General features: G+C 52.8%; 24 protein-coding genes. 8 read left to right on the top strand and 16 right to left on the bottom strand.

Annotation, left to right across the window (positions count from 1 at the left end; genetic code table 11):
• Positions 1-7: 7 nt before the first annotated feature.
• The 9 genes from ACRZ96_RS10960 to glpD form a co-directional block, all read right to left on the bottom strand.
• Positions 8-1,153, bottom strand: a complete 1,146-nt coding sequence (locus ACRZ96_RS10960; protein ID WP_480814543.1) for an iron-containing alcohol dehydrogenase — start codon at positions 1,151-1,153, stop codon at positions 8-10.
• Positions 1,154-2,641 carry a glycerol kinase GlpK gene (gene glpK / locus ACRZ96_RS10955; protein ID WP_480814542.1) on the bottom strand — a complete coding sequence of 496 codons (1,488 nt, stop codon included), beginning with the start codon at positions 2,639-2,641 and terminating at the stop codon, positions 1,154-1,156. It abuts the gene before it with no gap.
• Positions 2,642-2,791: 150 nt separating this feature from the next.
• The gene (locus tag ACRZ96_RS10950) at positions 2,792-4,513 is read right to left on the bottom strand and encodes an ABC transporter substrate-binding protein (protein WP_480814541.1); all 1,722 of its coding nucleotides are present in this window, start codon (positions 4,511-4,513) and stop codon (positions 2,792-2,794) included.
• A gap of 78 nt (positions 4,514-4,591) precedes the next feature.
• Positions 4,592-4,864 carry a DUF2160 domain-containing protein gene (locus tag ACRZ96_RS10945; RefSeq protein WP_480814540.1) on the bottom strand — a complete coding sequence of 91 codons (273 nt, stop codon included), beginning with the start codon at positions 4,862-4,864 and terminating at the stop codon, positions 4,592-4,594.
• Between the two features lie 22 nt (positions 4,865-4,886).
• A complete protein-coding gene (locus ACRZ96_RS10940; RefSeq protein WP_480814539.1) occupies positions 4,887-5,750 on the bottom strand; it encodes a carbohydrate ABC transporter permease in 864 nt (287 codons plus the stop codon).
• A gap of 3 nt (positions 5,751-5,753) precedes the next feature.
• Positions 5,754-6,623, bottom strand: a complete 870-nt coding sequence (locus tag ACRZ96_RS10935; protein ID WP_480814538.1) for a carbohydrate ABC transporter permease — start codon at positions 6,621-6,623, stop codon at positions 5,754-5,756.
• The gene (locus ACRZ96_RS10930; RefSeq protein ID WP_480814537.1) at positions 6,623-7,699 is read right to left on the bottom strand and encodes an ABC transporter ATP-binding protein; all 1,077 of its coding nucleotides are present in this window, start codon (positions 7,697-7,699) and stop codon (positions 6,623-6,625) included. Before ACRZ96_RS10930 ends, ACRZ96_RS10935 begins: the two co-directional genes overlap by 1 nt.
• A gap of 11 nt (positions 7,700-7,710) precedes the next feature.
• Positions 7,711-8,799: an ABC transporter ATP-binding protein gene (locus tag ACRZ96_RS10925; protein ID WP_480814536.1), complete on the bottom strand. Its 1,089-nt coding sequence runs from the start codon at positions 8,797-8,799 to the stop codon at positions 7,711-7,713.
• Positions 8,800-8,816: 17 nt separating this feature from the next.
• Entirely contained in the window at positions 8,817-10,403 is a 1,587-nt protein-coding gene (gene glpD / locus ACRZ96_RS10920; protein ID WP_480814535.1) for a glycerol-3-phosphate dehydrogenase, read from the bottom strand.
• A 249-nt stretch (positions 10,404-10,652) separates the two neighbouring features.
• Here glpD and ACRZ96_RS10915 point away from each other — a divergent pair, with 249 nt between their 5' ends.
• From ACRZ96_RS10915 to ACRZ96_RS10905, 3 genes are all read left to right on the top strand, one after another.
• The gene (locus tag ACRZ96_RS10915) at positions 10,653-11,420 is read left to right on the top strand and encodes a DeoR/GlpR family DNA-binding transcription regulator (RefSeq protein ID WP_480814534.1); all 768 of its coding nucleotides are present in this window, start codon (positions 10,653-10,655) and stop codon (positions 11,418-11,420) included.
• Positions 11,421-11,782: 362 nt separating this feature from the next.
• On the top strand, positions 11,783-13,141 hold the full coding sequence (locus ACRZ96_RS10910) for an ISKra4 family transposase (protein ID WP_480814533.1): 1,359 nt from the start codon (positions 11,783-11,785) through the stop codon (positions 13,139-13,141).
• Between the two features lie 471 nt (positions 13,142-13,612).
• Positions 13,613-14,668, top strand: coding sequence for a tyrosine-type recombinase/integrase (locus ACRZ96_RS10905; protein ID WP_480814532.1), 1,056 nt, complete (start codon positions 13,613-13,615; stop codon positions 14,666-14,668).
• A gap of 54 nt (positions 14,669-14,722) precedes the next feature.
• Here the strand turns inward: ACRZ96_RS10905 and ACRZ96_RS10900 are convergent, their stop codons facing one another.
• Together ACRZ96_RS10900 and ACRZ96_RS10895 are read right to left on the bottom strand one after the other, a co-directional pair.
• Positions 14,723-15,067: a type II toxin-antitoxin system RelE/ParE family toxin gene (locus ACRZ96_RS10900; protein WP_480814531.1), complete on the bottom strand. Its 345-nt coding sequence runs from the start codon at positions 15,065-15,067 to the stop codon at positions 14,723-14,725.
• Positions 15,064-15,321, bottom strand: coding sequence for a type II toxin-antitoxin system ParD family antitoxin (locus ACRZ96_RS10895; protein WP_480814530.1), 258 nt, complete (start codon positions 15,319-15,321; stop codon positions 15,064-15,066). The genes ACRZ96_RS10900 and ACRZ96_RS10895 overlap by 4 nt, the downstream gene beginning before the upstream one ends.
• 913 nt (positions 15,322-16,234) lie before the next feature.
• On the opposite strand from ACRZ96_RS10895, the gene repA reads away from it, so the two are divergent.
• From repA to ACRZ96_RS10875, 4 genes are all read left to right on the top strand, one after another.
• Positions 16,235-17,437, top strand: coding sequence for a plasmid partitioning protein RepA (gene repA / locus ACRZ96_RS10890; protein ID WP_008759056.1), 1,203 nt, complete (start codon positions 16,235-16,237; stop codon positions 17,435-17,437).
• Between the two features lies 1 nt (position 17,438).
• Positions 17,439-18,413, top strand: a complete 975-nt coding sequence (locus tag ACRZ96_RS10885) for a ParB/RepB/Spo0J family partition protein (protein ID WP_480814529.1) — start codon at positions 17,439-17,441, stop codon at positions 18,411-18,413.
• Positions 18,414-18,619: 206 nt separating this feature from the next.
• The gene (locus ACRZ96_RS10880; protein ID WP_480814528.1) at positions 18,620-19,675 is read left to right on the top strand and encodes a helix-turn-helix domain-containing protein; all 1,056 of its coding nucleotides are present in this window, start codon (positions 18,620-18,622) and stop codon (positions 19,673-19,675) included.
• A 152-nt stretch (positions 19,676-19,827) separates the two neighbouring features.
• Positions 19,828-20,940 (top strand): DUF4172 domain-containing protein, encoded by a 1,113-nt coding sequence (locus tag ACRZ96_RS10875; RefSeq protein ID WP_480814527.1) that lies wholly within the window; start codon positions 19,828-19,830, stop codon positions 20,938-20,940.
• Positions 20,941-21,022: 82 nt separating this feature from the next.
• Here ACRZ96_RS10875 and ACRZ96_RS10870 read toward each other — a convergent pair whose 3' ends face one another.
• A complete protein-coding gene (locus tag ACRZ96_RS10870; protein WP_480814526.1) occupies positions 21,023-21,952 on the bottom strand; it encodes a nucleotidyl transferase AbiEii/AbiGii toxin family protein in 930 nt (309 codons plus the stop codon).
• Positions 21,942-22,763: a type IV toxin-antitoxin system AbiEi family antitoxin domain-containing protein gene (locus ACRZ96_RS10865; protein WP_480814525.1), complete on the bottom strand. Its 822-nt coding sequence runs from the start codon at positions 22,761-22,763 to the stop codon at positions 21,942-21,944. The genes ACRZ96_RS10870 and ACRZ96_RS10865 overlap by 11 nt, the downstream gene beginning before the upstream one ends.
• A 416-nt stretch (positions 22,764-23,179) precedes the next feature.
• Here ACRZ96_RS10865 and ACRZ96_RS10860 point away from each other — a divergent pair, with 416 nt between their 5' ends.
• Positions 23,180-23,533 carry a VOC family protein gene (locus tag ACRZ96_RS10860; protein ID WP_475220210.1) on the top strand — a complete coding sequence of 118 codons (354 nt, stop codon included), beginning with the start codon at positions 23,180-23,182 and terminating at the stop codon, positions 23,531-23,533.
• A gap of 45 nt (positions 23,534-23,578) precedes the next feature.
• On the opposite strand, the gene ACRZ96_RS10855 is transcribed toward ACRZ96_RS10860, so the two are convergent.
• The 3 genes from ACRZ96_RS10855 to ACRZ96_RS10845 form a co-directional block, all read right to left on the bottom strand.
• Positions 23,579-23,968: a GFA family protein gene (locus tag ACRZ96_RS10855; RefSeq protein ID WP_480814524.1), complete on the bottom strand. Its 390-nt coding sequence runs from the start codon at positions 23,966-23,968 to the stop codon at positions 23,579-23,581.
• Between the two features lie 49 nt (positions 23,969-24,017).
• On the bottom strand, positions 24,018-24,524 hold the full coding sequence (locus ACRZ96_RS10850; RefSeq protein ID WP_475220212.1) for a GFA family protein: 507 nt from the start codon (positions 24,522-24,524) through the stop codon (positions 24,018-24,020).
• Between the two features lie 175 nt (positions 24,525-24,699).
• Positions 24,700-25,275 carry a carboxymuconolactone decarboxylase family protein gene (locus tag ACRZ96_RS10845; protein WP_480814523.1) on the bottom strand — a complete coding sequence of 192 codons (576 nt, stop codon included), beginning with the start codon at positions 25,273-25,275 and terminating at the stop codon, positions 24,700-24,702.
• Positions 25,276-25,463: the final 188 nt, after the last annotated feature.

Below are 25,463 nucleotides of genomic sequence, written 5' to 3'. Positions count from 1 at the left end.
TCTCGCTTTAGTAAGCTGCTTCTAGAATTTCTCGGAAATCCGTTTTTCTAAGCGGCACAGCATTCTTTGTGCTTGACGAAGCAAAGACTGCCGCCTCTGCGAAATCATCGAAGTTTGCTTTGTCGTTTGAATAGTCTCTCAGCCGTGGGACGCGATTTTGATCCAACCAAGACCCAAATCCAGAAAGCTCGTTGGTGCCAAGTTTTTCAGGAAAAACCTCAGCCAAAGCTTCGATGCTCGTCTCTATCTTTCGAAGCGTCTCGGAACCGATCTGCGCAACAGCACGATTCTGGATCAGAACAGGGCCCAATAGTCGCCCACAAAGCAGTCCATGTGGTGCATCGAGCCTGCTCCCTAAAACAGCAGCTAACCCGTGCGCGGCACCAAGTCCGCCATTCGCAAGAGCTATACCACTACTTAGGCTCACCCAACCCAACTGAATCCAAGCGTCTTGGTCATTGCGTTCGACAACTCTGCGGAGAGCCTGGGCGCCCAATCGAATGTTTGGTTCTGTGATTGCCGCAGTGAACGGAGACGATAAACGGGAGGTGTAAGCCTCGATCGTTTGGGTGACGGCATCAAGACCGGCTCCAATCGCTACGGCTTTGGGAGCGGAAGATAGCAGCGCTGGATCTACGAAAGCAAACGATGGGAAGAGTCGCCTACCTCTAAGGCTCGCCTTTGAAGCTGGCATTCCCAGCACTGCATTGCTTGTTACTTCCGCTCCAGTTCCTGCGGTCGTTGGAATGGCCACTAAAACGATCGAGGCTTCAGCTTGTAAATCCGCTTGATCGACTGTCCCAATATCTTCTGGAAGTTTCGCTCCAAGTTCCAGACAGAATCGAAGCGCCTTTGCGGTGTCCAAAACGGAGCCTCCGCCACAGGCGATGATCGCAGAGCATTTCTTTCCAGCCGCCTCGTCAAAAGCTAAATTGACTGCTGCAACGGTAGGTTCTGATGAGACGGATATCTGGTGGACGACAATTCCGTGTTGTTCAAGGTCCTCTCTGATTGAGAGAGAGTTGGTCTCAGACTTTCCACGCACCATCAACACGGCATCAGTGTGCTTCGGCAATACCGATTTCAGCGCCCGTGAAGCACCTTTGCCAAAGTGTACCAAAGTTGGCGTATCGATATGAAAGTGCGGCGCCATCTAGAACGCCAAGGTGCACTCGACTGCGCGTTTCCACGCACCGTACTTTCTTGCGCGTGTCTTCTGATCCATCAAAGGCACAAACTCGCGTTCAAGTGCCCAGAGTTTGGCGAATTCTTCCCTCTCAGGCATCGCGCCGACTTGCATGCCCGCAAGCCACGCAACTCCAAGAGCAGTTGTCTCGAGTATCTGCGGCCTGTCTACCGGTCCATCGATGATATCTGCTAAAAACTGCATCGCCCAATCAGACGCGCTCATGCCGCCGTCAACGCGAAGCACCGCATTGTCTGCCTTATCTCCAATGTCAGAAGTCATCGCTTCAAGCAGATCACGTGTTTGAAATGCCACGCTCTCCAACGCGGCTTTTGCCAACTCGTTGGGCCCAGAGCTACGAGTGAGTCCGAATACAGACCCGCGGCAATCAGGCTTCCAGTAAGGTGCGCCTAGCCCTGTGAATGCCGGCACCAGAACGACATTCTGGGTCGGATCTGCTTTCTCGGCCAAAGCCTGTGTTTCCCTGGCTTCATGAATGATCCGAAGACCGTCCCTTAGCCATTGGACAACCGCACCAGCGATGAAAATTGAACCCTCCAGCGCATATGTTGGTTTTCCGTTCAGCTGATACGCGATTGTGGTCAGTAGCCGGTTTTTCGATTGCACCGGCGTATCCCCGGTGTTCAGCAATGCAAAGCAGCCTGTGCCATATGTGGCTTTCAGCATACCTGGTTCGAAGCAAGCTTGACCCAGTGTGGCAGCTTGTTGATCACCAGCTACACCACAAATCGGGATTTCCCGACCGAATAGATCGGCACGGCTCATACCAAAATCTGCAGCGCTATCCTTGACTTCAGGGAGCATCTCCATCGGTATATCGAACAGCTCACATATTGTGCTGCTCCAACGGCCTTTGCGGATGTCATAGAGCATGGTGCGGGCAGCATTTGTCGCGTCGGTTGCATGCACTTTTCCACCGGTCAGTTTCCAGATTAGAAATGTATCCACTGTTCCGAACAGCAACTCGCCCTTACGCGCCCGCTCGCGGGCGCCATCGACATGATCGAGAATCCATTTCAATTTCGTCGAAGAAAAGTAAGGATCAATCAGAAGACCAGTCCGGTCAGCAAACATATCGCTGTGACCAGCTTCTCGTAGTTGCTCGCAGTAGTTTGAAGTTCGGCGATCTTGCCAAACAATAGCATTGTAGATCGGTTGACCAGTCGCTTTATCCCAAACGATGGTGGTTTCGCGCTGGTTAGTGATACCGATTGAAACAATGTCTTTTGGATCAATACTGGCACGCTCAATAACCGCGCGGCACGTTCCAGCGGATGAGGCCCACAAATCGTCAGGCACATGTTCAACCCAACCCGACTGCGGGAAGTGCTGATCAAACTCATCTTGCGAAGTAGCTACTACTTTCAATGCTTCGTCAAAGATGATTGCGCGGGTTGAGGTTGTCCCTTGGTCAACTGCGAGTACGTATTTCATTGGACATTTGCCTTGGTCAATTGGCCGCAAAAAAGGGGAGCGGTGGTTAAACCGCCCGAGTTGGGCTCGGGGAGAGCCATCAGGAGTATGGAAGAGTAATTTGGTGGCACGAGGCGCCTTCGCGCCCCGCACCGGGGAGGAACCCTGAGCTTACTGCCAGGACTTGATCAGTTCGTCATAAGAGACGGTTTTCGGATCTTCGTCCTCGTTTTCGATCATCGGATAAGGAGCGCCCGGTTGGGAGAACCAGTACTCCGGATCCTGTTCGTCATTCATGACAGGTCCGAGATCGCCTTGGACGCCGGCGCGCTCCAAACGCTCAAGAACGCGTTCCTGATCAGAACACAATGCATCCAAGGCTTCCTGAGGCGTTTTGGCGCCCGACATCGCGTCACCAATGTTCTGCCACCACAGCTGTGCCAGCTTGGGGTAGTCAGGAACGTTGGTGCCAGTCGGCGACCACTGAACGCGGGCTGGCGAACGGTAGAATTCGATCAACCCGCCCAGCTTGTCAGCACGGTCCGTGAAGTGCTGGCTTTCAATGGTGCTTTCACGAATGAACGTCAGACCAACATCGGATTTTTTCAGATCGACGGTTTTCGACACAACGAACTGAGCGTACAGCCACGCAGCCTTGGCGCGATCTTCCGGGGTCGACTTCATCAGCGTCCAGGAACCGGCGTCCTGATAGCCGATCTTCTGACCTTCTTTCCAGTACACGCCATGCGGAGACGGCGCCATACGCCATTTCGGCGTGCCATCTTCGTTCATGACCGGCAGGTCAGGCTCGACGGTGGCTGCGGTGAAGGCTGTGTACCAGAACATCTGCTGGGCAATGTTACCCTGCGCTGGGATCGGTCCGGCCTCGGAGAAGGTCATGCCTGCCGCCGCGGGGGGCGAGTATTTCTCCAGCCATTCAATCGCCTTGGCCACAGCATAAACAGCCGCCGGAGAGTTCGTCGCGCCACCGCGGGCAACACAGGATCCGACCGGCTGCGAGTTTTCGTTGACACGAATGCCCCATTCGTCGACCGGCAGACCGTTGGGTTCACCAACGTCACCCACGCCAGCCATCGACAGCCAGGCATCGGTATAACGCCAGCCCAGCGACGGGTCTTTCTTGCCGTAGTCCATGTTACCAAAGACTTCGCCGTCAACACCCAGATGGCTCAGATCGCGACCGGTGAAGAACTCGGCGATGTCCTCATACGCCGACCAGTTGACCGGAACGCCCAGATCATAGCCATAGGCTTCTTTAAAGTCGGCCTTGTTCTTTTCGTCGTTGAACCAGTCATAGCGGAACCAATAAAGGTTCGCGAATTGCTGTGTCGGCAGCTGATAGAGTTTTCCGTCAGGTCCGGTGGTAAAGCTGGTTCCGATGAAATCCTCAACGTCCAGGGTAGGCAGCGTCACGTCTGCACCTTCGAACGCCATCCAGTCGGTCAGGTTACGCACCTGCTGATAGCGCCAATGGGTGCCGATCAGGTCGGAGTCGTTGATGTAGGCGTCATAGATATTTTCGCCCGACTGCATTTGCGTCTGCAGCTTCTCCACAACGTCACCTTCACCGATCAGGTCATGTGTTACCTTGATGCCGGTGATGGCCTCAAAGGCAGGCGCCAGAACTTCGCTTTCGTACTGGTGCGTCGCAATGGTCTCTGAAACCACCTTGATATCCATGCCTGCAAAAGGTTTTGCGGCATCGACGAAGAACTGCATCTCGGCTTCTTGTTCTTCACGCGACAGGACAGACAGATCGCCAATCTCCGCGTCCAGGAACGCCTTTGCGGCGTCCATATCGGCGAAGGCAGGGGCACTTGTCAGTCCAAGTGCTAGCGCCACCGCTGTGCTTGATTTAAGCATGTAGTTCATTATTTCCTCCCTGTTGTGGAAACTTCAATTAAAGGCTGAAGGCCGAAAACCGCATAGTTTCAGGCCCTCCTACAACGTTCACACCCAGCGGAAGACCGCGGTCGCGTAAACGAGGCAGACGATAAGCGCATACGGTTGATTTGCGCCGACAAGCCCCAGCCAGGCCAAATTGATAAAGGCCGAGCCAAGGAGTGTGATGAAAAGACGATCCCCTCGTGTCGTCTCCATTCCCAGAACGCCTTTGCGGGGCGTTTCGGGAAATTTGATTGCCAGTATCGTGAAGATCACCAGCGTGGTTGCAATGAAGCCAAAGAACAGCGCAGTAGGTACAGTCCAAGCCATCCAGTCCATATCTCGAGTCCTCCGGTCTGAGTTAAACGCGGCCCAGGGCAAAACCCTTGGCGATGTAGTTGCGCACGAAGTAGATGACCAATGCGCCGGGAACGAGCGTCAGCACACCCGCCGCCGCCAGAACGCCCCAGTCGATCCCCGCTGCACCCTGGGTACGTGTCATGATTGCAGCGATCGGCTTCGCGTCTACGGTCGTCAATGTCCGGCTGAGCAGCAGTTCCACCCACGAGAACATGAAGCAGAAGAAGGCTGCGACACCGATACCTGAGGAAATGAGCGGCATGAAGATCTTCACAAAGAACTTCCCAAACGAATACCCGTCGATATAGGCCGTTTCATCGATCTCTTTCGGAACACCCCGCATGAAGCCTTCGAGGATCCAGACAGCCAGCGGGACATTGAACAGACAATGCGCTAGGGCTACCGCGATGTGTGTGTCAAACAGGCCCACCGAAGAATACAGCTGGAAGAACGGCAGTGCGAAAACTGCAGGTGGCGCCATCCGGTTGGTCAACAACCAGAAGAACAGGTGCTTGTCTCCCATAAACGTGTACCGGCTGAACGCATAAGCTGCGGGCAATGCGACGGTCAGGCTGATCACGGTGTTCAGCATGACGTAGATCATCGAGTTGATGTAGCCTGAATACCAGGCTGGATCGGTCAGGATCGTTGCGTAATTGGCGAAGGTCAGGTCGTTCGGCCACAACGTGAACGTGTTCAGGATTTCGGTGTTCGACTTGAAGCTCATGTTGATCAGCCAATAGATCGGCAGCATCAGAAAGAGCAGGTACAAGGTCATGACAATCGTCGATCCCTTGACGCGCACCTTGGGTGTTTTTCGCGCCGAAACGGTCAACGGAGTTGTGTTTGCCGATATATCAGCCATGGATCAAACTCCCTTTTTGTCCATGGTGGTCATGACGGTGTAGAACACATATGCCAACGTCAGGATCACAAGGTTGTACATGATTGAGAATGCTGCCGCCGGACCAAGGTCAAACTGTCCAAGAGCCATCTTCACAAGGTCAATCGAAAGCAATGTGGTCGCGTTACCGGGTCCACCGCCTGTGACCACGAATGGTTCGGTGTAGATCATGAAGCTGTCCATGAACCGCAACAGCACCGCGATCATCAGCACGCCCATCATCTTCGGAAGCTCGATGTAGCGGAATACATTCCAGCGCGATGCCTGGTCGATTTTAGCGGCCTGATAATACGCATCCGGGATGGATTTCAGACCCGCGAAGGCAAGCAGCGCCACCAGTGAGGTCCAGTGCCAGACATCCATGACGATGATCGTGGCCCATGCTGCAAAAATATTCTGCGTGTAGTTGTAGTTGATGCCGAGCGCGTCAAGTGTATAGCCCAGCAGGCCGATATCAACGCGTCCGAAAATCTGCCAGATGGTGCCAACCACGTTCCATGGGATCAGCAATGGCAGCGACATCAGAACCAGACAGAAGCTAGACCAGAACCCGCTTTTGGGCATATTCAGAGCTACAAAGATCCCTAGCGGTATCTCGATCGCCAGAATGATCCCCGAGAACATTAACTGGCGCCAGAACGCGGCCCAAAGGCGGTCCGAGCTCAACATTTCTTCGAACCAGTCGAGACCAGCCCAGAAGAATTCGTTGTTCCCAAAGGTATCCTGTACCGAGTAGTTGACCACGGTCATCAGCGGGATAACCGCGGAGAAAGCGACCAGTACCAGAACCGGAAGAACCAGAAACCAAGCCTTGTGATTGACTGTCTTTTCCATCAGGCGGCCTCCCCTTCCTTTAACCAGTCGTTTTCGTAAACATTCACTTTCGCGGGGTCGAAGATCACCCTGTTCATATCCGGCGAAATCGAGGTGTCTTCGTTCGCGACGATGTTGATGTCATTTCCGAATAGGTCGGCGCGCACGATTTTGTGCCGGCCTACATCCTCAACGCGCCTAACCCGGACGGGTAGCCCCTCGCCTTCGGTTAGCGTCACGAATTCCGGCCGAACCCCGATCTCGACCTTCCCTTGCATTGACGAATAGGAACGGCCCAACCCAAGCGATACTCCGTGGATGTTGGCCATGTTGCCGTCCACCTCTGCTGAGATCACATTCATACCAGGGGACCCAATGAAGTACCCTACAAAAGTATGCTGCGGCTTTTCGAACAGTTCTTCGGGCGTTCCGATCTGCACCACACGGCCGTCATACATGACAACCACTTTGTCTGCGAAGGTCAGGGCCTCAGTTTGGTCATGGGTCACGTAGATCATTGTGTGACCAAACTCGTGGTGCAAGGATTTCAGTTGGGTGCGCAGTTCCCACTTCATATGAGGATCAATCACAGTCAACGGCTCATCAAAGAGAAGCGCGTTAACATCTTCGCGCACCATCCCACGACCCAAAGAGATCTTCTGCTTTGCATCTGCCGTAAGCCCGCGAGCGCGGCGGTCCAACTCGTGCTCCATCCCGATCATCGTGCCGATCTGTTGCACACGCTCCGCGATATACTGTGGGCTTTCACCGCGGTTTTTCAGCGGAAAGGCCAGGTTATCGCGCACCGTCATCGTGTCGTAGACAACCGGGAACTGGAAAACCTGTGCAATGTTGCGTTCCGCTGTAGTTGCGGCCGTTACGTCCACATCGTCAAACAGGATGCGCCCCTGGCTGGGATGCAAAAGGCCCGAGATAATATTCAAAAGGGTCGACTTGCCGCAACCCGAAGACCCAAGCAGGGCATATGCCTCACCATCGGCCCAAACGTGGTTCAGTTCTTTTAGCGCAAAGTCATCTTCGGAATTTGGCTTCGGAAAATATGAATGCGCCAAGTTATCGAGTGTTATTTTAGCCATCGTCCCCCTCCTTAAGCGGCCAGCGCGTACGATGCGGGAGAAACCAGATCGCCGTTTTCGCTGAAGATATAAACATGGCTTGGGTCCAGATAGACCGTGAGTGGTGCGCCAATTTCTAGGTCGTGCACGCCATGCACCAGCCCGACCCATTTTTCGCCGTGATGATCCAGATGCACAAAGGTCTCAGAGCCGGTAAGTTCGGTCACCATAAGCCGCGTCTCAAAGGTCATGGCACTTGCCGTGTGCGACAGGATTTCAACGTGGTTGGGACGGAAACCCGCGATGTAGCGACCATCCGACAATTCTGCCATCGGACCCACTGCTGGCGCAGATTGTCCATCACCGAACATGATACGCTGTCCGGTTTTGCTGACGTTTAGGAAATTCATAGGTGGATCGCTGAACACTCGCGCAGTAGTTGCGTCGACAGGCTGCCTGTAAACAGTCGGTGTCAGACCAAATTGAGTTACGCGACCTTCCCAAAGCGCCGCGGTATTGCCACCCAACAAAAGTGCTTCTTCTGGCTCGGTGGTGGCATACACAAAGATAGCCCCAGATTCTTCAAATATTTTGGGAATCTCAACGCGCAGTTCTTCGCGAAGTTTGTAGTCAAGGTTCGCGAGAGGTTCATCCAACAACACAAGGCCCGCATCTTTGACCAGAGCTCTGGCCAATGCACATCTTTGTTGCTGGCCCCCTGAAAGCTCAAGTGGTTTGCGGTCAAGCATTGGAGTAAGCTGCATTAGCTCTGCAGACTTTTGAACTGCTCGATCAATCTCACCTTTGTTCTTGCCCATCAGTTTGAGTGGTGAAGCGATATTGTCGTAAACAGTCATCGAAGGATAATTGATGAACTGTTGATAGACCATCGCGACATGCCGGTCTTGAACCTTCATGTCGGTAACGTCCTCGCCTTCCCAGAAAATTCTTCCAGTGGCAGGTTTATCGAGCCCCGCCATAAGGCGCATTAGTGATGTTTTGCCAGACAAAGTGGGCCCCAACAAAACGTTCATGGTGCCTTTTTCTAGAGTAAGATCAGTTTCGTATATGTGCGTTTGGCCGTTCACGACCTTGGAAACGCCTTTCAGTTCGAGCGACATTTGCTAAAACCCCTCCCCTATTCTGCAGCTGCCGTGGGCGCCGCTAATGCGCGCGCGGTCATCCATTTATCGAGTTCTTTGATTTGCTCGGACGTCATTCGAAGCCCGAGTTTACTTCTGCGCCAAACGACATCCGCTGCGCGTTGCGCGAATTCTTTGTCCATGAGCCATACGACCTCGGCTTCGGTCAACGAAGCGCCAAAGTCCCGCCCAAGGTCCTCATACACTTTGGCATCGCTCAATATTTTCTTTGCATCGGTGCCATACGCTCGTACCAACCGAAGTGCCCAGCGTTGGTCGATGAAATCTAACTGGTCGCGAAGTTCTTTGACTAAAGTTTGCACCCCATCGACCGGGAAGTCGCCACCAGGCATCGATACACCCGCTGTCCAAGGCTCGCCTTCAAAAGCAAGCTCCCTTTCGATTTCTTCCATCGCGCTTTCGGCGAGGCAGCGGTATGTCGTGATTTTGCCGCCGAAAACGTTCAGTGCAGGAGCGCCACGGGACTTATCGACCTTTAGTACATAGTCTCTTGTCGCCGCGGTCGCGCTGTCTGCACCGTCATCATAGAGAGGGCGAACTCCTGAGTAGTTCCAGACGACATCTTCTGTCGTGATCGGTTTAGAAATGTACTGGTTGATGAATTGTATCAAATAATCGCGTTCTTCATCAGTGCATTCAGGCTTCTCAGACGGATCGGTGTGTTCGACATCCGTTGTTCCGATAAGCGTAAAATCTGTTTCGTAGGGGATGGCGAAAATAATCCGACCATCGGTACCTTGAAAAAAGTAGCACTTGTCGTGGTCAAATAGCTTCTTTGTCACGATGTGACTGCCGCGCACCAAACGAACGCCCGCCGAACTGTTGCTCTTTAATGTGCCGCGAAGGACGTCTCCAACCCAAGGCCCCGCAGCATTCACTACCATCTTTGCAGTGCGCAAAGTTTTACTGCCAGTGTTTGAGTTCTTAAGGGTGACCTTCCAACGGCCATTGGAAACATCCGTTGATACGACTTTCTCCCGCGTGAGGATATCCGCACCTCTGTTTTCGGCGTCACGCGCATTGAGCACAACAAGACGCGAGTCTTCAACCCAACAATCGGAGTATTCAAATGCTTTTTTGAACTTGTCGTTGAGTGGAGACCCTTCGGGTGCCGAACTCAGGTCTAGGCTGACCGTGCCCGGTAGGATTTCGCGTCCACCGAGATTGTCGTACAGAAACAAGCCCAAGCGGATAAGCCAAGCTGGGCGACGGCCCTTCATCCACGGTAATACTGTGCTGAGCAACTTAGACGTTGGAGTCGTAGAGTCGAACCGCATATCCCCGTGATATGGAAGGACAAACCGCATTGGCCATGAAATATGTGGCATCGCCTTTAGCAATACTTCTCTTTCGATCAGAGCCTCGCGCACCAGCCGAAATTCGAAGTACTCAAGATAGCGGAGTCCGCCATGGAATAGTTTGGTCGAAGACGCCGAAGTCGCGCCGCCGAGGTCGTTCATTTCCACGAGGCAAACCTTTAGCCCTCGGCCAGCGGCGTCGCGAGCAATCCCGCATCCGTTAATACCTCCGCCGATGACCAACAGGTCATAGTCTGTTTGCATGGTAATCCTCCCAGTGCGGCTCTCCAGACCGCCAATACTTTTGACCAGAAAACGCACGCAAATGGAAGGATTTTCTTTTCGTTTTCTTTCCTTTTATGCCAACTACCGGAAAAATAAGTAATTTTTTTGACCAACATCTATCCGAAGGCAACTGTGAACCCCTTTATCGCCGATTCGAAGCTAAAACGAACGCTGATATTTGCGAAACGAAGCAAACAAACTATGTTCGACGAAGAATAGGGAGGCATAATGGTTCAGACATTGCGAAAGCCTGAAATAATCGAGATCGCTAGGCGTGAAGGCAGAGTTACCGTTGACCGGTTGGTTGAGTACTTTGGCGTAACGCCGCAAACTATTAGAAAAGACCTGACAGAACTGGCAGACTCGGGCCAACTCGAACGCGTGCACGGAGGTGCCATACTCCCATCGACCACAATGAACATTGGGTATATGGAACGGCAGGAGCTGAACCAGCCTTCCAAGGTTGATATCGCTAGAGAATGTGTGAAACACATTCCGAACGATTGTTCATTATTCTTGAACATTGGAACAACCACTGAAGCGGTAGCCACAGAGTTGCGACGGCATACTGGGTTGCTAGTTGTGACTAACAATCTCAATATCGCAAACAAGCTGTCTCATGACTCAAGCGTTGATGTTGTGGTGACTGGTGGTGACTTACGAAAGTCTGATGGAGGTCTTGTGGGTGCAGTTGCGCGAGAAACGATTTCAAGATTTCGCTTTGACTTCGCAATTGTAGGATGCTCCGCTCTCCACCCGGAGGGCGATATATTGGATTTTGATACCCGTGAAGTAGGCGTAAGCCAAACAATCATAGGGCGAAGCGACAAGGTTTTCCTAGTCGCAGACATCTCAAAATTCGAACGAAAAGCGCCGATCAAGATAGCTGGATTGCCTGAAATCGACATGTTCGTAACAGATGACTACCCACCTGCAAAGTTTTCGGAAGCATGCAGGAACTTCGATACTCAGTTAGTAGTAGCCAAGGATTGCTGATTCATCACGCGTATTGATTTGAACGTCAATGGCCGCATATTTTAGAAGGCCAACCTGTTTGGGGTCGAGTGTGGCAGAGTGCTAATTGCCCCTTTAAGCAGAATTCTGGTGAAGCAGACTCTGGTCAATGCGCGGCGAATACAACGAGAGAGCCCACTTCGCTCTATGCTGCGCAATGACCCAATGTCGGCGATGCGTTGGAAAGGTCAATTCAGACCCGAACTCTTTGCATTTCAGCAGTTTGCTCAACTGGCAAGGTAATATACCCGCCTGAGCCATTTTGTCACTGGGGAGTGGAAAAGCTTTGGGGACCTAAATTGATCTCGGTCTATCCTGTTGGCTTTGTTACAGGAGGATTTGGTGTGAAAGTTCGGATCAGGATTGAAACGGAGTTTGGGTGGGGCGAGTGCCGGTCCCATGATATTGGCGTCATTGAGCGGTGTTCTATCGATCCGTCGGAAGACGGCCTTGGTATCAGCCTCGCTGAAGGCAAATCGATCTTGAAAGAAGCCCAGCGTGCTGTTCTCCAGGATCAAGTGGAAGAAATCAGCGAAGTCGCGCGGGTATGCCGTCACTGCGATTCGTATTTGCCTGTGCATGATCGTCGTAAGCGACGTGTCGATACTCATTTCGGTCGTGTGACTGTCGAAGCGCCTCGGGGCCGGATGTGTATGTGCGGCTTTCCGGGCTTTCCTGCGTTCAAGGCAGCGTATTCTCCGCTCACGCGGATATTGAAAGACAATGCCACACCCGAATTTAGGAGGCTTCAAGCCGAGCTGGGTGCCTGGCATAGTTTTCGGGAAGCCGCGCGACTGTTGAACGAGCTCACACGTTGCGCCACCCAGAACCACGCAACGATCCGAAACCGGCTTGCGTCGGTTGCCAAGGCCCTGGAAGATCGCTGTTGCGAGAAACCCACGGATACGGCCATTCAAGCAAAACCTACCGAGGTGACGGTCTTTCTGGACAGCGCATATGTTCGTTCACGCCTCGAATATCAAAGGCGAAATTTCGAAGTTATTGTGGGGTCGATTGAAAGCGAAACAGCTGAAAAACGGCGGTTTGGATTGAGCCAGATGGGTGCCGATCACCCGATTGAACACCTGCGGTCCAGCCTGAAAGCCGCTGGTTGGGAGGATGGCGTTCCAGTCACTGTTCTTTCTGATGGGGATCCCGCGCTGCCTCGCTTGGTCAGAAATGCAACCGGTGCCGATGTTCGTCACATACTAGATTGGTGGCATATATCGGCGCGCATCCGACATGTGGAGACAACATTTCAAACGCTGACATCACACATCGGAACCGAAAGTAGTGCAGAGATTGCTGCCCTTGTTGGGACACTTCGCTGGCGCATATGGCATGGCCAGACAGACCGAGCACGCGATACGCTTGATGTCTTGTTCCGCTTCGCGATGCGTGTGCGCGAACACACCCATGGTCAGTCAAACGATGCGGCGCTCTCGGTCGCCTCACCCGCAATGGATCTGAGAACATACTTGAGCCACAACCTGTCAGCCATCGCGAACTACGGGCGAAGACGTCAGCAAGGGAAAGCGGTCTCAACGTCAAGGGCAGAAGGCCTCGTAAATGAAATCGCCAATGTGCGCATGGGAAAGAAACAACGCATGAGATGGTCCCCAAGAGGCGCGCACCGTGTTGCGGTTTTCAGGGCTGCCGTCTTGGATGGAAGGCTTTCTCTAGGGCTACTTAGAGCGGCATAATCCCCAAAGCTTTTCCACTCCCCAGTGACAGCAACAGAACCGAACCCTGATGGAATGGACGTCCCCTACTTTTTCAATGCTGCTGGCTCTCTTTTTGTTACATGAGCATAAATTGGCATTTTTGCTCATCACTTTCAGTATTCTCAATTTTTCTTATTATTAATGATAAGTAGCGCTTATCAGGTTTAATTGATTTTGCCCCGAAACTGATGCAAAATGGGGGCCATGACGCCCTCTATCGGTTTTCCTTAATCCCCGGACTCGCGATGGCTTGGTCCAAAACCCGTAGACCCCTGCCCCGCTCCGGCAGAAAACTTAAGTAGATGCAGCACTGTAACCTGCAATTTTGTAAACAAATACCGGCACAATTCTGGTCCGCGTCTACACTTAAAGGAACAACTTAGCATAAGGCCAACCATGAAACATGGTGAAAACAAGTAAGAGAAGTCTACAGGTTAGGGGAAATCGACAATGAAGCCCCCTGCCCCATACCTCCCCGCCGCCGCCACTGCCCTCTCGGACACAGATCAGGAGGCGCTCACTGATCTTTATGTGCGCGGCACACCGGAAAACACGCTGCGGGCATATGAACGGGATTTGCTCTACATCACCGCCTGGAAGTCCGCGCGGTTCGCAGCAACGCTGGACTGGCCGGAATCTGAGGCCACTGCGCTCGCCTTCATTCTCGATCACGCACGAAATCTGAATGATGCACCAGAAACGGATGTCGCGCGCGAAACCGCAGAAGCGCTGATTGCTCAGGGGCTGCGCAAGTCCCTCGCCTGCCCTGCCCCTTCGACGCTGGACCGGCGCATCGCCTCCTGGCTGGCGTTTCATCGAATGAAGAACCTGACCAGCCCTTTCGGTGCGCCGCAGGTGAAGCAGGCCCGTGCCAAGGCGCGCCGGGCTGCAGCCCGGCCCCCTGCCCCAAAATCGCAGCACCCGATTACACGAGATGTGCTGGAGCAACTGCTGTCCACCTGTCGGGGGTCCCGGCGGGATTGCCGCGACCGCGCCATCTTGATGCTGGGTTGGGCTTCTGGTGGTAGACGGCGCTCGGAGATCACCGGGTTGATGTTTGAAGACGTCTCGCTGAAGGAGTTCGACGAGAAAAGCCTGGTTTGGATTTCACTGCTGGAGACCAAGACGACAACCAAAGGTGAAACGCCGCGGCTGGTGTTGAAAGGCCGCGCAGCCCAAGCGCTGGTCCATTGGATCGAAGTTGGACAGATTAAGAACGGGCCACTGTTCAGACCAGTCTCAAAAGCGGATCGTGTGCTGAAACGCCGCCTTTCCGCCGATGCGATATACCAGATCGTCAAGCACCGCCTGAAACTGGCGGGACTGCCCGAGGGGTTTGCCTCGCCCCACGGGTTGCGCTCGGGCTTTCTGACCCAGGCCGCGCTGGACGGCGCCCCGATCCAGGCCGCCATGCGCCTATCCTTGCATCGCTCCATGGCGCAGGCGCAGAAATATTACGACGATGTGGACATCGCGGATAACCCGGCGACTGATCTACTGGGGTGAGTAGTTACTGACTATTTAATAATCCCCGCTTGAGGGAAACTCCGGCTGCTGTGCCTATGTCTTGTTTCCTGTCGCATCTGTTAACGTGGCCAGCGCGGAAACATGTCGCGGCAGATCGCAACGGGAATGCAGGATATCAACAATGATCACCGCGTCCGGCTGATCCAGATAAATCAGGAAATGCTCTCCTGCGCGCACATATCTGAGATCCGCCGCCTCTTCGACCAATATAGAACAACTGCGGCTGGCCACCCTGCCCTCTGTGATGGCCTGACAGCGCGCTATTAGTTCTTGTTCATAAAGATCGGCTTGATGCGATCCAAACTTGTCGATGGTCCATCGGGCAATTTCCACCAGGCTGGCTTCAGCGCGGCGTGTCAGTCGAAAGGGTCTGGTCACGCTTCGGTTCGTGCCCTTGCAAAGGCACGGCGGATCGCATCCGGACCGCTGCCTTCTGCCAGATCTCCAGCCTGAGCCTGTGCCACGCCCTCTTGCAGGCCTTGTATGAGAGACACTAGGCCCGCTTCTTCCCGCTCCAAAAGCCGAAGGCCGGCACGCAACGCTTCACTGGCGTTCTGATATCGACCGGACGCAACCAGCTTCTGCACCAGTTGATCCTGCGATTCTGTAAGTACGACATTGCGTGTTACCATGGCATAAGACTCCTCTATGGCAATATATGCCAATGAGGCTGTCGGTTCAACGATTGAGGACATAGCCCAAGCAGTTTAGTCGATCTGGTCTCATTTCTGAGAAGTACTTCAGCTAACTGGTTTCTTTTGATCGAGAAGAAGAGTTTAGTTCCACCACGCCTCCAAGGACGGACGAAGGTGTCTTGAAACAGCGTCTCAACCCGGTTGCGATTTATCAGATAACACGCCTCAATTCATGGACTGCGTTCTGAGTTTCTGACTCAGTGGCCTCGGATGGCCCCCTTTCCAAACCGCCACACGATTGTCACCGCACCGCTTCATGGCACAAGAACAGAAACACCATGACGACAACGGCATCGCCGAAGTCCGAGCGAACGCCATAAACAAGTGGAAGAAGCATCGGTTCAACTGATCTGCAGCATCAGATTTTTGTACTGTCGCAGAATAATACCTCAAAGACCAAGCCCAACGATAACAGAACCACATCCGTATCTTATTGGCGCAAAGATCCTGTAATTCGAACCCCACCCGCCCTGCCCTATCCCGTCAAAATTAGTCGACGTTTGTCAGGAAAATCCGCGCGTTCAGTATTGGGGCGGCGTGAAGCATTGCATTCGAGTAATTTCTTTTCTGAAGATTAGATAAGATGTGAACGCTTTGCTGAACTCAAAGAAGCAACAATGCACCTGAGGTCAAGCATCCTTTAAAAACACCGGCTGGGAATCTGAATTCTTATCGGCACTATGCAACCTCCAACCGCTTCTTAAGCGCTCAGCGAATACGTGAGTTAACAGCTGTTAACTTCAGAGCGCTTGTGCAGGCCTCGCAGCGACCCACAAGTTATTGATTTTTCTCTTGACATGAATCGGAATACGAGTGCCTAAATGTACGCAAGTTGCGCAACCATACAAAAATGAGCAGGAAAACTGCAACTATGCTACAGACCACACCCATTGCTGCGGCGACGCAGTCTCACGTTACACGTGAAATCTCTGATCGTCTACAAGTTGCACTGACGACCCACTTAACTCAGGCCTATTCTCCTGAGTTGTCAAAGACCCTTCGTCTCTTCAGTGCGACAGAGGTAGCCGACCTTTTTGGCACAACCGGTCAATACTTGCGAAAAGGTCATGCTGAAGGCTCTCTTCCAGAACCGGAAGTCAACAAAAACGGCAGACGTTTTTACTCCGGAGCCGAAATAAAAACGATGCGCCAGATTCTTGAAGGCAGCTCCAGAAAACCCGGGAAATACCTCCCCGGCCGTCGCGATAGCGACCGGCTTCAGGTCATTCAACTAATGAACTTCAAGGGTGGCAGTGCCAAGTCCACCTCTGCCATTCATCTGTGTCATTATCTTGCGCTTCAAGGTTATCGCGTTCTTGCCATCGACCTTGACCCACAAGGTAGCCTAACTGGATTCTGCGGAATTCAGCCTGAGATCGAGTTTGAGGGAAACTCAATCTATGATGCTTTGCGCTACGAAGATCCGGTCCCAATGTCCGAGTGTATTCGGGCCACCTACTTCCCTGGCTTGGATCTTTCCCCCGCTCAGTTGATCCTGTCAGAGTTTGAAACAGAAACCGCTGTCTACGCCCGAAAAGGTGTCCCCTTTTATAATCGACTCGCTAATGCAATCGAGACGGTAGAGGCAGACTACGATGTGATCATTATCGATAGCCCGCCTTCTTTGGGCTTCCTGACGCTGGCGGGATTGTTCGCGGCAACGTCTGTCATTGTGCCGCTAACACCGAGCATGTTGGACGTAGCTTCCACACAGCAGTTTCTTGAAATGACTTCGGCGTACCTTGAAGAGTTTGAAAACTCCGGGATTCCGATCGTCCATGACAATTTCCGGTTTCTCATAACACGGGACGACCCCTCAGATACCCCGTCTCAGCAAATTGTCAGCCTGATGCGGGCGTTGTTTCAGGATCGAGTGATCGGTGCAACTGCGCTACGAAGCACGGCCATTGCTGATGCTGCGATGTTGAAAATGACAATGTACGAAGTCGTTCGATCAGAAATGACGCGGTCGACCTATGACCGCGCCCGATCAAGCATGGATGCCGTTGGGCACGAAGTTTCAAACATGATTCAAACTGCGTGGGGCCGTTGAAATGGCACTTAAACAAAACAAAACCAGCATGGCTGCAGCGATTGCAGCGGCAGCCGGAAACCCGCCAATTCCACCTACAAAAACGGAACGCGCTAATGCGGCACTTCCACGCGGTACAATTGCATCGGTCCGTGTTGGAGCCGGAGGTATCCAAGACATCGATACCTCACTCATTTTACCCTGGGGCCCAAAAGATAGGCTTGGAATCGAGTTAACACCTGTTAACTCTGGTGCCGAGGCGAACATCGATTTAGCTGTTCTGGAACTTGCTGAAAGCATCAAGGACGCAGGAGGCCAACAGGTTCCCGTCCTGTTACGTCCTTCCGAGGAAGTCGACGGTCACTTCGAGGTTATCTACGGTCGCCGTCGCATCTTAGCTTGTCAGTATCTAAACCAGCCGGTTCGCGCGCTGGTAAGGACCCTTGATGATAAGGAAGCGCTTCAGGCAAAAGGTCTGGAGAACTCTTCTCGGGTTGACCTCAGTTACTACGAGAGAGCCCGGTTCGCACGCGAAATTCTAAACCAGGGATATGACCGCTCGGAAGCGATCACAGCGCTAGCAATTTCCAAGAACACGCTGTCACAGTTGGAGCGAGTCACAAACGATATTCCGGACGATCTCGGGGATATGATTGGTCCAGCACCGAAATCCGGACGGCCCAAATGGACAGCACTCGCCGATGCGTTGCGAAAAGAGGTGATAACAGCGGACAAGGCCAAGAAGCTTTTGGAGACGCTCAATATAGCTAATTCGGATGATCGGTTAAACGGGCTCTTGGGTAGCTTGACCCCTAAGAAAGAAGCACAGGAAGTCCGGCCGGCGCCCGACGTTGTTATCAAGACCAGCGATTCTGCGGTGAACATGACGATCAAAAGGGCAGGGGACAATGAAGCCTACACAAGTTGGCTTTCGGACAACCTTGGACAAATCATTCAAGAATCCTACGAGCGTTTCAAAGAAAGCGCCGAGGAGTAAGCGAGTTAACAGATGTTAACTCTACATGAGGCAACGAGCAAAGAGGAGGAAAGCAAAAAAGAAACCCCCGAAACCTGAGGCTCCGAGGGCTAAAAACCAACTAGTGGTTATAGATTTAACACCTAAACCCTAACAGCCCGCGAATCACGACACAATAAAAAACGCCTCTGGGTGAACAGGTTTTCTTTGTCTGCTGACAAAATTTCATGAAAACACTAACAGCATTGGCTCCAAATGGAGCAACCTTGTCAGTAACGACAGGGCAGGGGAGTAGTACGCCCAAAAAATGGATACTTCTTCGCGCCGTTGAAGAGGCCAGAGAACCTCTTGGGTTAAAATCCACAACTCTCAATGTCCTGAGAACGATGATTTCCTTTGTGGGCGGTGATCAGATTGCTCCGGACCAAGATGATCATCACATCTGCTTCGCTTCCAACGCGGCGATCGCCAAGCGAACTCATGTCAGCGTGCAGACAGTTGAGCGTCATATCTCAACGCTGGTTGAGCTTGGACTTATCCGCCGCGTAATGAGCGCAAACGGCAAGCGATGGGCGCGCCGGGATCGACAGGGCAGGGTGGTCACCGCAACTGGGCTCTCCTTGATGCCTTTGTCTGAACGGCACGCTGAGTTCATCCAGGAAGCCCAGAGGCATGCTGATCGAGTTCTGGAGTTCACTGTACTCCGCGACAAGGTTTCCGCCGCTCTGGCGCGCCTTAGGGACCTCGTAGCAAATGACACCGCGATCTCTGATTTGATGACCACCGTACGCAATGCTCTGCGTCGCAAACCAGATGCAAATATACTCAGCGAGCTGCTGGCAGAAATCTCTGTGGAAATCTCCGAGATAACACAGACTGATACAGAAAATTTGAGGGCCAGTGACAGTGAAATTGAGGGGCACAAAGAGGACTCTTTGAATCCGGAAGTTAAAAAAGAAAAATTCTCTCAGATTCAGGTTTCTCCAGACCAAATGGAGCGCAGTTTTCCACGGCTATGCGCAGAACTACGCTTTGCGAAAGATCAGCACCACTGTGATCGGCTTATGGATGATATCGCCGAGTATCTACGACTTGGCAAAACCTGGTATGCAATGAAATTAACGTTTGGCCCCGCTATTCGCTTTATCGTTCTCGGATACATCTTCCAACGTACTGAGAACATACAGTCTCCAGGGGCTTACCTGATTTCATTACTGGCCAAGATTGAAAAGGGAGAGCTATCTCCAAGCGCAATGCTGACGCGGACCTCCAATGCGTCGTAGGTTTTATGAAACAGGAAGAGATTTTCTGTCGTCAGCTTATCTTTCAAATCAATGTTTAGATTGAACGGTTCGGAAAGAGGTGAGCTATAGGATTGACCCCTATGGGTCAAAAAGTAATAAATAATGAGTTATAGACTGGAATCTTATACCTCATGATATGGAACTGGCAGAACCCTGATTGGCCGACTTTTCGTTACGATGCCTCGAGCCTCGAACCATACGAGCAACAGTTCCTGTTGTCCTCAGGGGAAGTTCTTGGAGCGGTTCATCATGTGAACACATCGGATCGAGATCAATTGCGTATCGACCTGCTAAGCGAAGAGGCAATGAAGACCAGTGCGATCGAAGGTGAGATGCTAGATAGGCTCAGCGTGCAATCTTCCTTGCGTCGCCATCTTGGACTGGCTCCCGACAGCTATCCATCCAAACCGCGCGAGCAAGGCGTTTCAGAAATGATGGTGGACGTTTATTCCAACTATTCGGAGCCACTGTCACATGACACCCTGTTTCGGTGGCATGACATGCTTCTGTCCCATGACAGGCATCTGGAAACGATTGGATCATACCGGAGCCATGAGGATGCAATGCAAATCGTCTCAGGCAGGCTCGACCGCCCAACGGTGCATTTCGAAGCGCCACCTTCTCATCAGATTCCAGCTGAAATGGACCAGTTCGTAACCTGGTTCAACCGCACCGCACCAGATGGTCCAGAACCTTTGCGCGCGCTGATCCGGGCCGGTTTGAGCCATCTGTATTTCGAGAGCATTCACCCCTTTGAGGACGGCAATGGCCGGTTGGGTAGGGCGCTGGCTGAAAAGTCCCTGGCACAAAACATTGGTCAGCCAAGTCTGATTGCACTTGCTTTCACGATCGAGCGAGAGCGGAAGGCATACTACGACCAACTCGAACGTCATCAAAAGACGCTAGACGTTACACCTTGGCTTATCTGGTTTGCCGAGACCGTTCTTACAGCGCAGCGGGTGACTCTTGATCGGGTTGGTTTCTTCATTGCTAAGACGCATTTCTATGACCGGTATCGTGATCAGTTCAACGCCCGGCAAAGCAAAGTAATCGCACGTTTGTTCAAAGCTGGACCGGAAGGGTTCAAAGGCGGATTAAGTGCTGAGAACTATATCTCGATCACGGGAACATCGCGCGCCACGGCGACGCGGGATCTGCAGGACCTGGTCGAGAAGGGCGCTCTGACCCGAACAGGTGAACTCCGGTACACTCGCTATTGGTTAAAGCTAGATCGGGACGGGTAGGGGGCTGAAATACGGCACGAAGGGCGGGTGAGCGGCGCGGAAATGTGCCCGCGCTTTCAATTGGTCGGACTCTGAATTTCAATCAGTCGAAGAGGCGAACTAGGAGTTTCTCGAGTTCTTCCCTTTGCTCGACGTGCTTTTTTGGGTTGTCCCGGATCAGGCGCTCCAGATTGAGAAGCTTCCAACGCACGGCGGGAAGATTGGCGGCCTGCGGTCGATCTATTGCGGCGAAATCCGGCGCGCCATCCTGCAGGCTGAGCAAAAATTGTCTGGTGGGTTTGTCGAAGCGAGACTGGATATCCGCAATCAGTTGGTTGCGCGTCGCCAGCAGGTCATCCAGGCCGACGGGCGACTTGGTCATGCCCTCGAACTCACGCACATAAGGTTGATCGAGGGCAATCAGGTTGGGATTCAGCAATTCGTGTGCCGGACGTGCCGAACAGGCAATGTAGATCAGGAAAGTCCGGAACAGATCATCCGTCAGTCCTTCATGTTCGTAGAGAAGTTTTACGTCATAAAGATCGCGTGGATGCTGGCGATCCACGGCTGCGTGAAGCTTACCGCCGAACAAATCTTCGAATGAGACGATCTGCATTTCTGCATAGCCAAACGCGTCTGCTACGGCGTCGGAGACCGCCCGGGTTTCGGGATCGTGAACAACGCCGCGCGTGACTGGGGAGGTCTCGATTTTGACTTCTGCACTTTCCAGACGCGCAAGCACGCGGGTGGCGCCGCCTCCACCTCCTTTTATTCTCTGAGCCTTGGCCCCGTTGATGCCCTTTTCGATCGACTTAGCGATACGATCCATGGCTTCGTTGATCTCGGCGAGGCTCTGTTCACGCTCTTTGATCGGCAGATATGTCAGGTCGATATCAACCGAGAGTCGCGGTAGATCGCGATAGAATAGGTTGATTGCTGTCCCGCCCTTGAGCGCGAATATCTCTTCCTGCGCGACGTAAGGCAATACACGCACGAGAAGGGCGACCTGGGATTCATAATTCCTACGCGCCATTTTCTGCCCCTGTCGTGACGAACTCTTCGGGTACCATGATGCGATATCGCGGATGTACCCGGCCACCTTTGACCAATGCTCGATCCCCCGTCCCGAGGTTGAAGGCGTCAGCATCAAGTCGTTTGCGCCAGGGGTGATTGTGACGATCCGCAAAAACGAAGAAGAGGCGCCTGACCTTTATTTTCTTGCAGCTCAGCAAAAGTGCCGAGAGCAACTTAGGTCGTAGCGTCGTCAAGCCCTCGAACACCATGTCGAGGTTGTGAAAACTCTCATGGTCTGGCAATTCATCCATCGCTTCCATGACCGCCCGTTCGGGGACCGACATGCGCAGTTGCCAATCCCACGGGAGGGAGTTTTCCGATTTTGTATCGTCATTTGTAAGGCCAAGTGCCTGGTCAGCGAACAGCGATGTGTTTCGCGTTTCGATACGTGCGTTGAGTGGCAGCTTAATGAGCCAGTTGGGTATTTTGTAGCCATAGATCCAGACGGGGGCGTTGTTGCCCAAACGCAGGTAGTGGTCATAACCCTGTTGTGAGAGAGCGGTTTTGCCGCCGACATGAACGTCATAGCCCATGATGTGTTGCATCGAGATCAGGCAGGCCTTCCAGTCAACGGTGTTTGATGCGTGCGGATTGGGAACAGGTCGGCGGAAAACGCCGCGGTGAACGCGTTCGAGCCAGCCCCGTTTTACATAGTCGCGAAAGGTTTCGTAGGCTATGCCATGGGCGGTGAGCCAGTTGGCATCGACGAGATATCCCGCGGGCACCGAGTCGAGAACTTTCTTCAGATTTTGCGATCTTCCAGCGTTCATGACGCCCTAAATCATATAATTTCAAAGAGAAGGCAAGAGAATCTCTTTGAGAAGTACATTTTTAAAGCGCCTATAGCGCTGAAAATAACACATTATTAAAACCACAGCGCCACGCGGAAACCCATCGGAATACCCGGGATAAATGGAAGATTCCGGCGCCAAGGGCGGAAACCAGCCGTTCTCTGCAAGCGCGAGCAAATCACGCAAAAATGGCGGGAGCAGACGTTCAGACCCGGCTTAAAGAACGTATTCTGATCCGGTCTTTCGCCGCGCATACACCGAACTGGTAAGATGCGGACTAAAGTGCCAATTCGCTGCACTTGCGCCAATGGCAGCTTATGTGATCTGACCGTGGAATACCTCGTCCTAGAAAAGTGATTGATGTAGGTTTTGAGTTGCATTTTTTGGAGGGAGCGATGCCCGTTGAAAAAGTCGGTTTCGTCGGATTTCGTTCGACTGATCTGGACTCCTTACGCGAGATTTTTGAAGAGGGTCTCGAAATGGTTCCAACAGATTCATCCTCGGATCAGGTCGGGTATTTTCTGTCAGACGGGACGCGTTTGGAGGCTTACAGCCACGGCAACGATTTCCACAGCTTCTTTACAACTGGCCCCGTCGTCGGATTCTCCGTTCCGGATTTCAAAACAACCTGGGAGCGGTTGACTCGGATTGGCGTTGAACAGATTACCGACATCCAGTCGGAAGACGGTCGCCATTGGGTGCACTTCCGCTTGCCCGATGGAACCGTCGCTGAACTTGTCGGCTTCTAGAGGGATTCTGGTGCGCACAGGAACGAAATCATAAGCGAGCCAGGATCAATCGCTTTCGACAACTGTACCGTCCCAGCATTGTGCCGCGTCAGAGTAGATCGATTTTTCCGGAGCATATTTCGACGGGTCATCCAGTGATCCCGCATGCACATATATCCGGTCTTCCATTCTTTCGCTGCGCCGGGTTAGTTGCGACCCGCAGTTTGGGCAAAATCCGCTATACGTCGATCTACCCGATCCTCCGGTCATTTCATACGTTTTGCAGGCGTCACTGATCTCAAAGCTTTCCCGGATCAATGGCACCATTTCTGAGTGACCCGAGCCTGTGAGTTGTTGGCAATCACGGCAATGGCAGCGAAACATCGGTGCGTCCGCACGCATGCCTGAGTATCGGACCAACCCGCATTTGCAGCCTCCAAGAAATGTATCCGGCATACCAACCCCCAATGACAACGGTGGTACGAACCGCGCGCCCCGAAACGCCTCAGCGTTCTGGCCGTCCCACCATGAATGTCTCCGCATGACGTGTGGCTTCGTTCATCGACCCATCAAGCGCCTTTGCATGGCCTGAATAGGCATTAAACCCTGCTGGAATGAGCATCCCGCGCGGGGCTTCGGAGGTGAAAAAATACCCAACCGTTTCGGGATCGCGGCGAAACCAGTTCGGGTCATCGAATGAGCCCGAGAAGACGCCCACGCAATCTGGAAACCTGTCTGGCCTCAGAAACATCGAGGTGCCACAGTCTCCGCAGAAATGAATGTGAACTTGTTGTCCGCTGCCATCGGATATGTAGGTGTACTTCTTGGTTTGGCCTTCGGTCAGGCGAAATTGATGCTCCCGAAACATGCTCTCGACATTGTAGTCGGAGCCAGTGAGCCGTTGACAGAAGGTGCAGGAGCAAACGGCCACATAATATGGTTCGGCGGAAACCTCATACCTGACCGCGCCGCACATGCAGCCGCCAAGCTTGGAAACGTCTTCTTGTGTCATCCATTGAAGTTATCATCGCACGGCAAGTTTGTCTGCGCCGACTTGGCTTCTGTGACTGAACCGGCAGCCCTACCACAATTCAAGCGTCTGCGTCGCTCCGGCCCGAGTGTCAAAAACGGTCGTTTTCGCCCGTGACAGAAACGTATGGGTTTTGACCGGAACCCCAGACTGTTGGCTAACCAGAAGCTTGCTCCTTGATCATTCCTAAGAATGTCAGATACGAGTTTTTCGCGACTTCAGGGTCTGCATTTTGCAAGACATGTCCCTGAGCACTGTTGTCATAGTCAAAGGTGACACCGCCGCCTTCGACTATGCGGTTCATCATGTTGAAGAGGCCTGTGACCTCAATGGCCTCGAATAGAGCTTCCTCTGACCAGCCTTGTTCAAGTACCGCTTCCACATCAGCCTGAACCAGTTTGTTGGGCAGAGTGTTCAGCTTCTCTACATACTTCAACAGGGGTTTCATTTTCTCTGAAACATCTGACGCACTAATATCGTCCAGCAACTGTTCAATGAGGCCAGGCTTGATTCCGAAGGTTTCCGCATGGATCACGTGCGAGCCATAGCAGAACCTGCAGGAGTTAAGTCCCGAAACGAAAGCTGCGATGAGCTCCCGTTCCCCGATGCTCAGCTCTCCTTCCGACCGAAGGACAGAGTTCACAAAGGTCATCAAGGGTTCAATGTTTTTGGGGAAGCGTGCCAAGAGGTCTCGAAGATGAGCGCCTTCTGGCAGGGAAGGCAGTTGCGGCATTTATCAAATTCCTCTGTCGGAGCTTGTTGAACGTACCACACATCGCCTATTTGTCATCTGGCTAACAAATGAACGACATGTAGCAAGCCAGCTTCACGCCAATAACCCCCTGCCAAAACTCTTGCGTCAAAAACGGTCGTTTGTGAGCGCTAACTTGAGATCAACTTTGGCGCGAGCATGCCGTTGAT

The organism is Ruegeria sp. CF1 (assembly GCF_056537445.1).
The sequence above is the reverse complement of the archived record's forward strand: the minus strand, read 5'-3'. Positions and strand labels throughout refer to the sequence as shown.

Excerpts from the sequence above, each read along its gene's own strand:
- ACRZ96_RS10875 (WP_480814527.1), top strand. The coding sequence starts at position 19,828 with ATGATATGGAACTGGCAGAACCCTGATTGGCCGACTTTTCGTTACGAT.
- glpK (WP_480814542.1), bottom strand. The coding sequence starts at position 2,641 with ATGAAATACGTACTCGCAGTTGACCAAGGGACAACCTCAACCCGCGCA.
- ACRZ96_RS10870 (WP_480814526.1), bottom strand. The coding sequence starts at position 21,952 with ATGGCGCGTAGGAATTATGAATCCCAGGTCGCCCTTCTCGTGCGTGTA.
- ACRZ96_RS10950 (WP_480814541.1), bottom strand. The coding sequence starts at position 4,513 with ATGAACTACATGCTTAAATCAAGCACAGCGGTGGCGCTAGCACTTGGA.
- ACRZ96_RS10930 (WP_480814537.1), bottom strand. The coding sequence starts at position 7,699 with ATGGCTAAAATAACACTCGATAACTTGGCGCATTCATATTTTCCGAAG.
- ACRZ96_RS10860 (WP_475220210.1), top strand. The coding sequence starts at position 23,180 with ATGCCCGTTGAAAAAGTCGGTTTCGTCGGATTTCGTTCGACTGATCTG.
- ACRZ96_RS10880 (WP_480814528.1), top strand. The coding sequence starts at position 18,620 with ATGAAAACACTAACAGCATTGGCTCCAAATGGAGCAACCTTGTCAGTA.
- ACRZ96_RS10850 (WP_475220212.1), bottom strand. The coding sequence starts at position 24,524 with ATGACACAAGAAGACGTTTCCAAGCTTGGCGGCTGCATGTGCGGCGCG.
- ACRZ96_RS10960 (WP_480814543.1), bottom strand. The coding sequence starts at position 1,153 with ATGGCGCCGCACTTTCATATCGATACGCCAACTTTGGTACACTTTGGC.
- ACRZ96_RS10885 (WP_480814529.1), top strand. The coding sequence starts at position 17,439 with ATGGCACTTAAACAAAACAAAACCAGCATGGCTGCAGCGATTGCAGCG.
- glpD (WP_480814535.1), bottom strand. The coding sequence starts at position 10,403 with ATGCAAACAGACTATGACCTGTTGGTCATCGGCGGAGGTATTAACGGA.
- ACRZ96_RS10915 (WP_480814534.1), top strand. The coding sequence starts at position 10,653 with ATGGTTCAGACATTGCGAAAGCCTGAAATAATCGAGATCGCTAGGCGT.
- ACRZ96_RS10935 (WP_480814538.1), bottom strand. The coding sequence starts at position 6,623 with ATGGAAAAGACAGTCAATCACAAGGCTTGGTTTCTGGTTCTTCCGGTT.
- ACRZ96_RS10925 (WP_480814536.1), bottom strand. The coding sequence starts at position 8,799 with ATGTCGCTCGAACTGAAAGGCGTTTCCAAGGTCGTGAACGGCCAAACG.
- repA (WP_008759056.1), top strand. The coding sequence starts at position 16,235 with ATGAGCAGGAAAACTGCAACTATGCTACAGACCACACCCATTGCTGCG.
- ACRZ96_RS10855 (WP_480814524.1), bottom strand. The coding sequence starts at position 23,968 with ATGCCGGATACATTTCTTGGAGGCTGCAAATGCGGGTTGGTCCGATAC.
- ACRZ96_RS10905 (WP_480814532.1), top strand. The coding sequence starts at position 13,613 with ATGAAGCCCCCTGCCCCATACCTCCCCGCCGCCGCCACTGCCCTCTCG.
- ACRZ96_RS10945 (WP_480814540.1), bottom strand. The coding sequence starts at position 4,864 with ATGGACTGGATGGCTTGGACTGTACCTACTGCGCTGTTCTTTGGCTTC.
- ACRZ96_RS10940 (WP_480814539.1), bottom strand. The coding sequence starts at position 5,750 with ATGGCTGATATATCGGCAAACACAACTCCGTTGACCGTTTCGGCGCGA.
- ACRZ96_RS10845 (WP_480814523.1), bottom strand. The coding sequence starts at position 25,275 with ATGCCGCAACTGCCTTCCCTGCCAGAAGGCGCTCATCTTCGAGACCTC.
- ACRZ96_RS10865 (WP_480814525.1), bottom strand. The coding sequence starts at position 22,763 with ATGAACGCTGGAAGATCGCAAAATCTGAAGAAAGTTCTCGACTCGGTG.
- ACRZ96_RS10895 (WP_480814530.1), bottom strand. The coding sequence starts at position 15,321 with ATGGTAACACGCAATGTCGTACTTACAGAATCGCAGGATCAACTGGTG.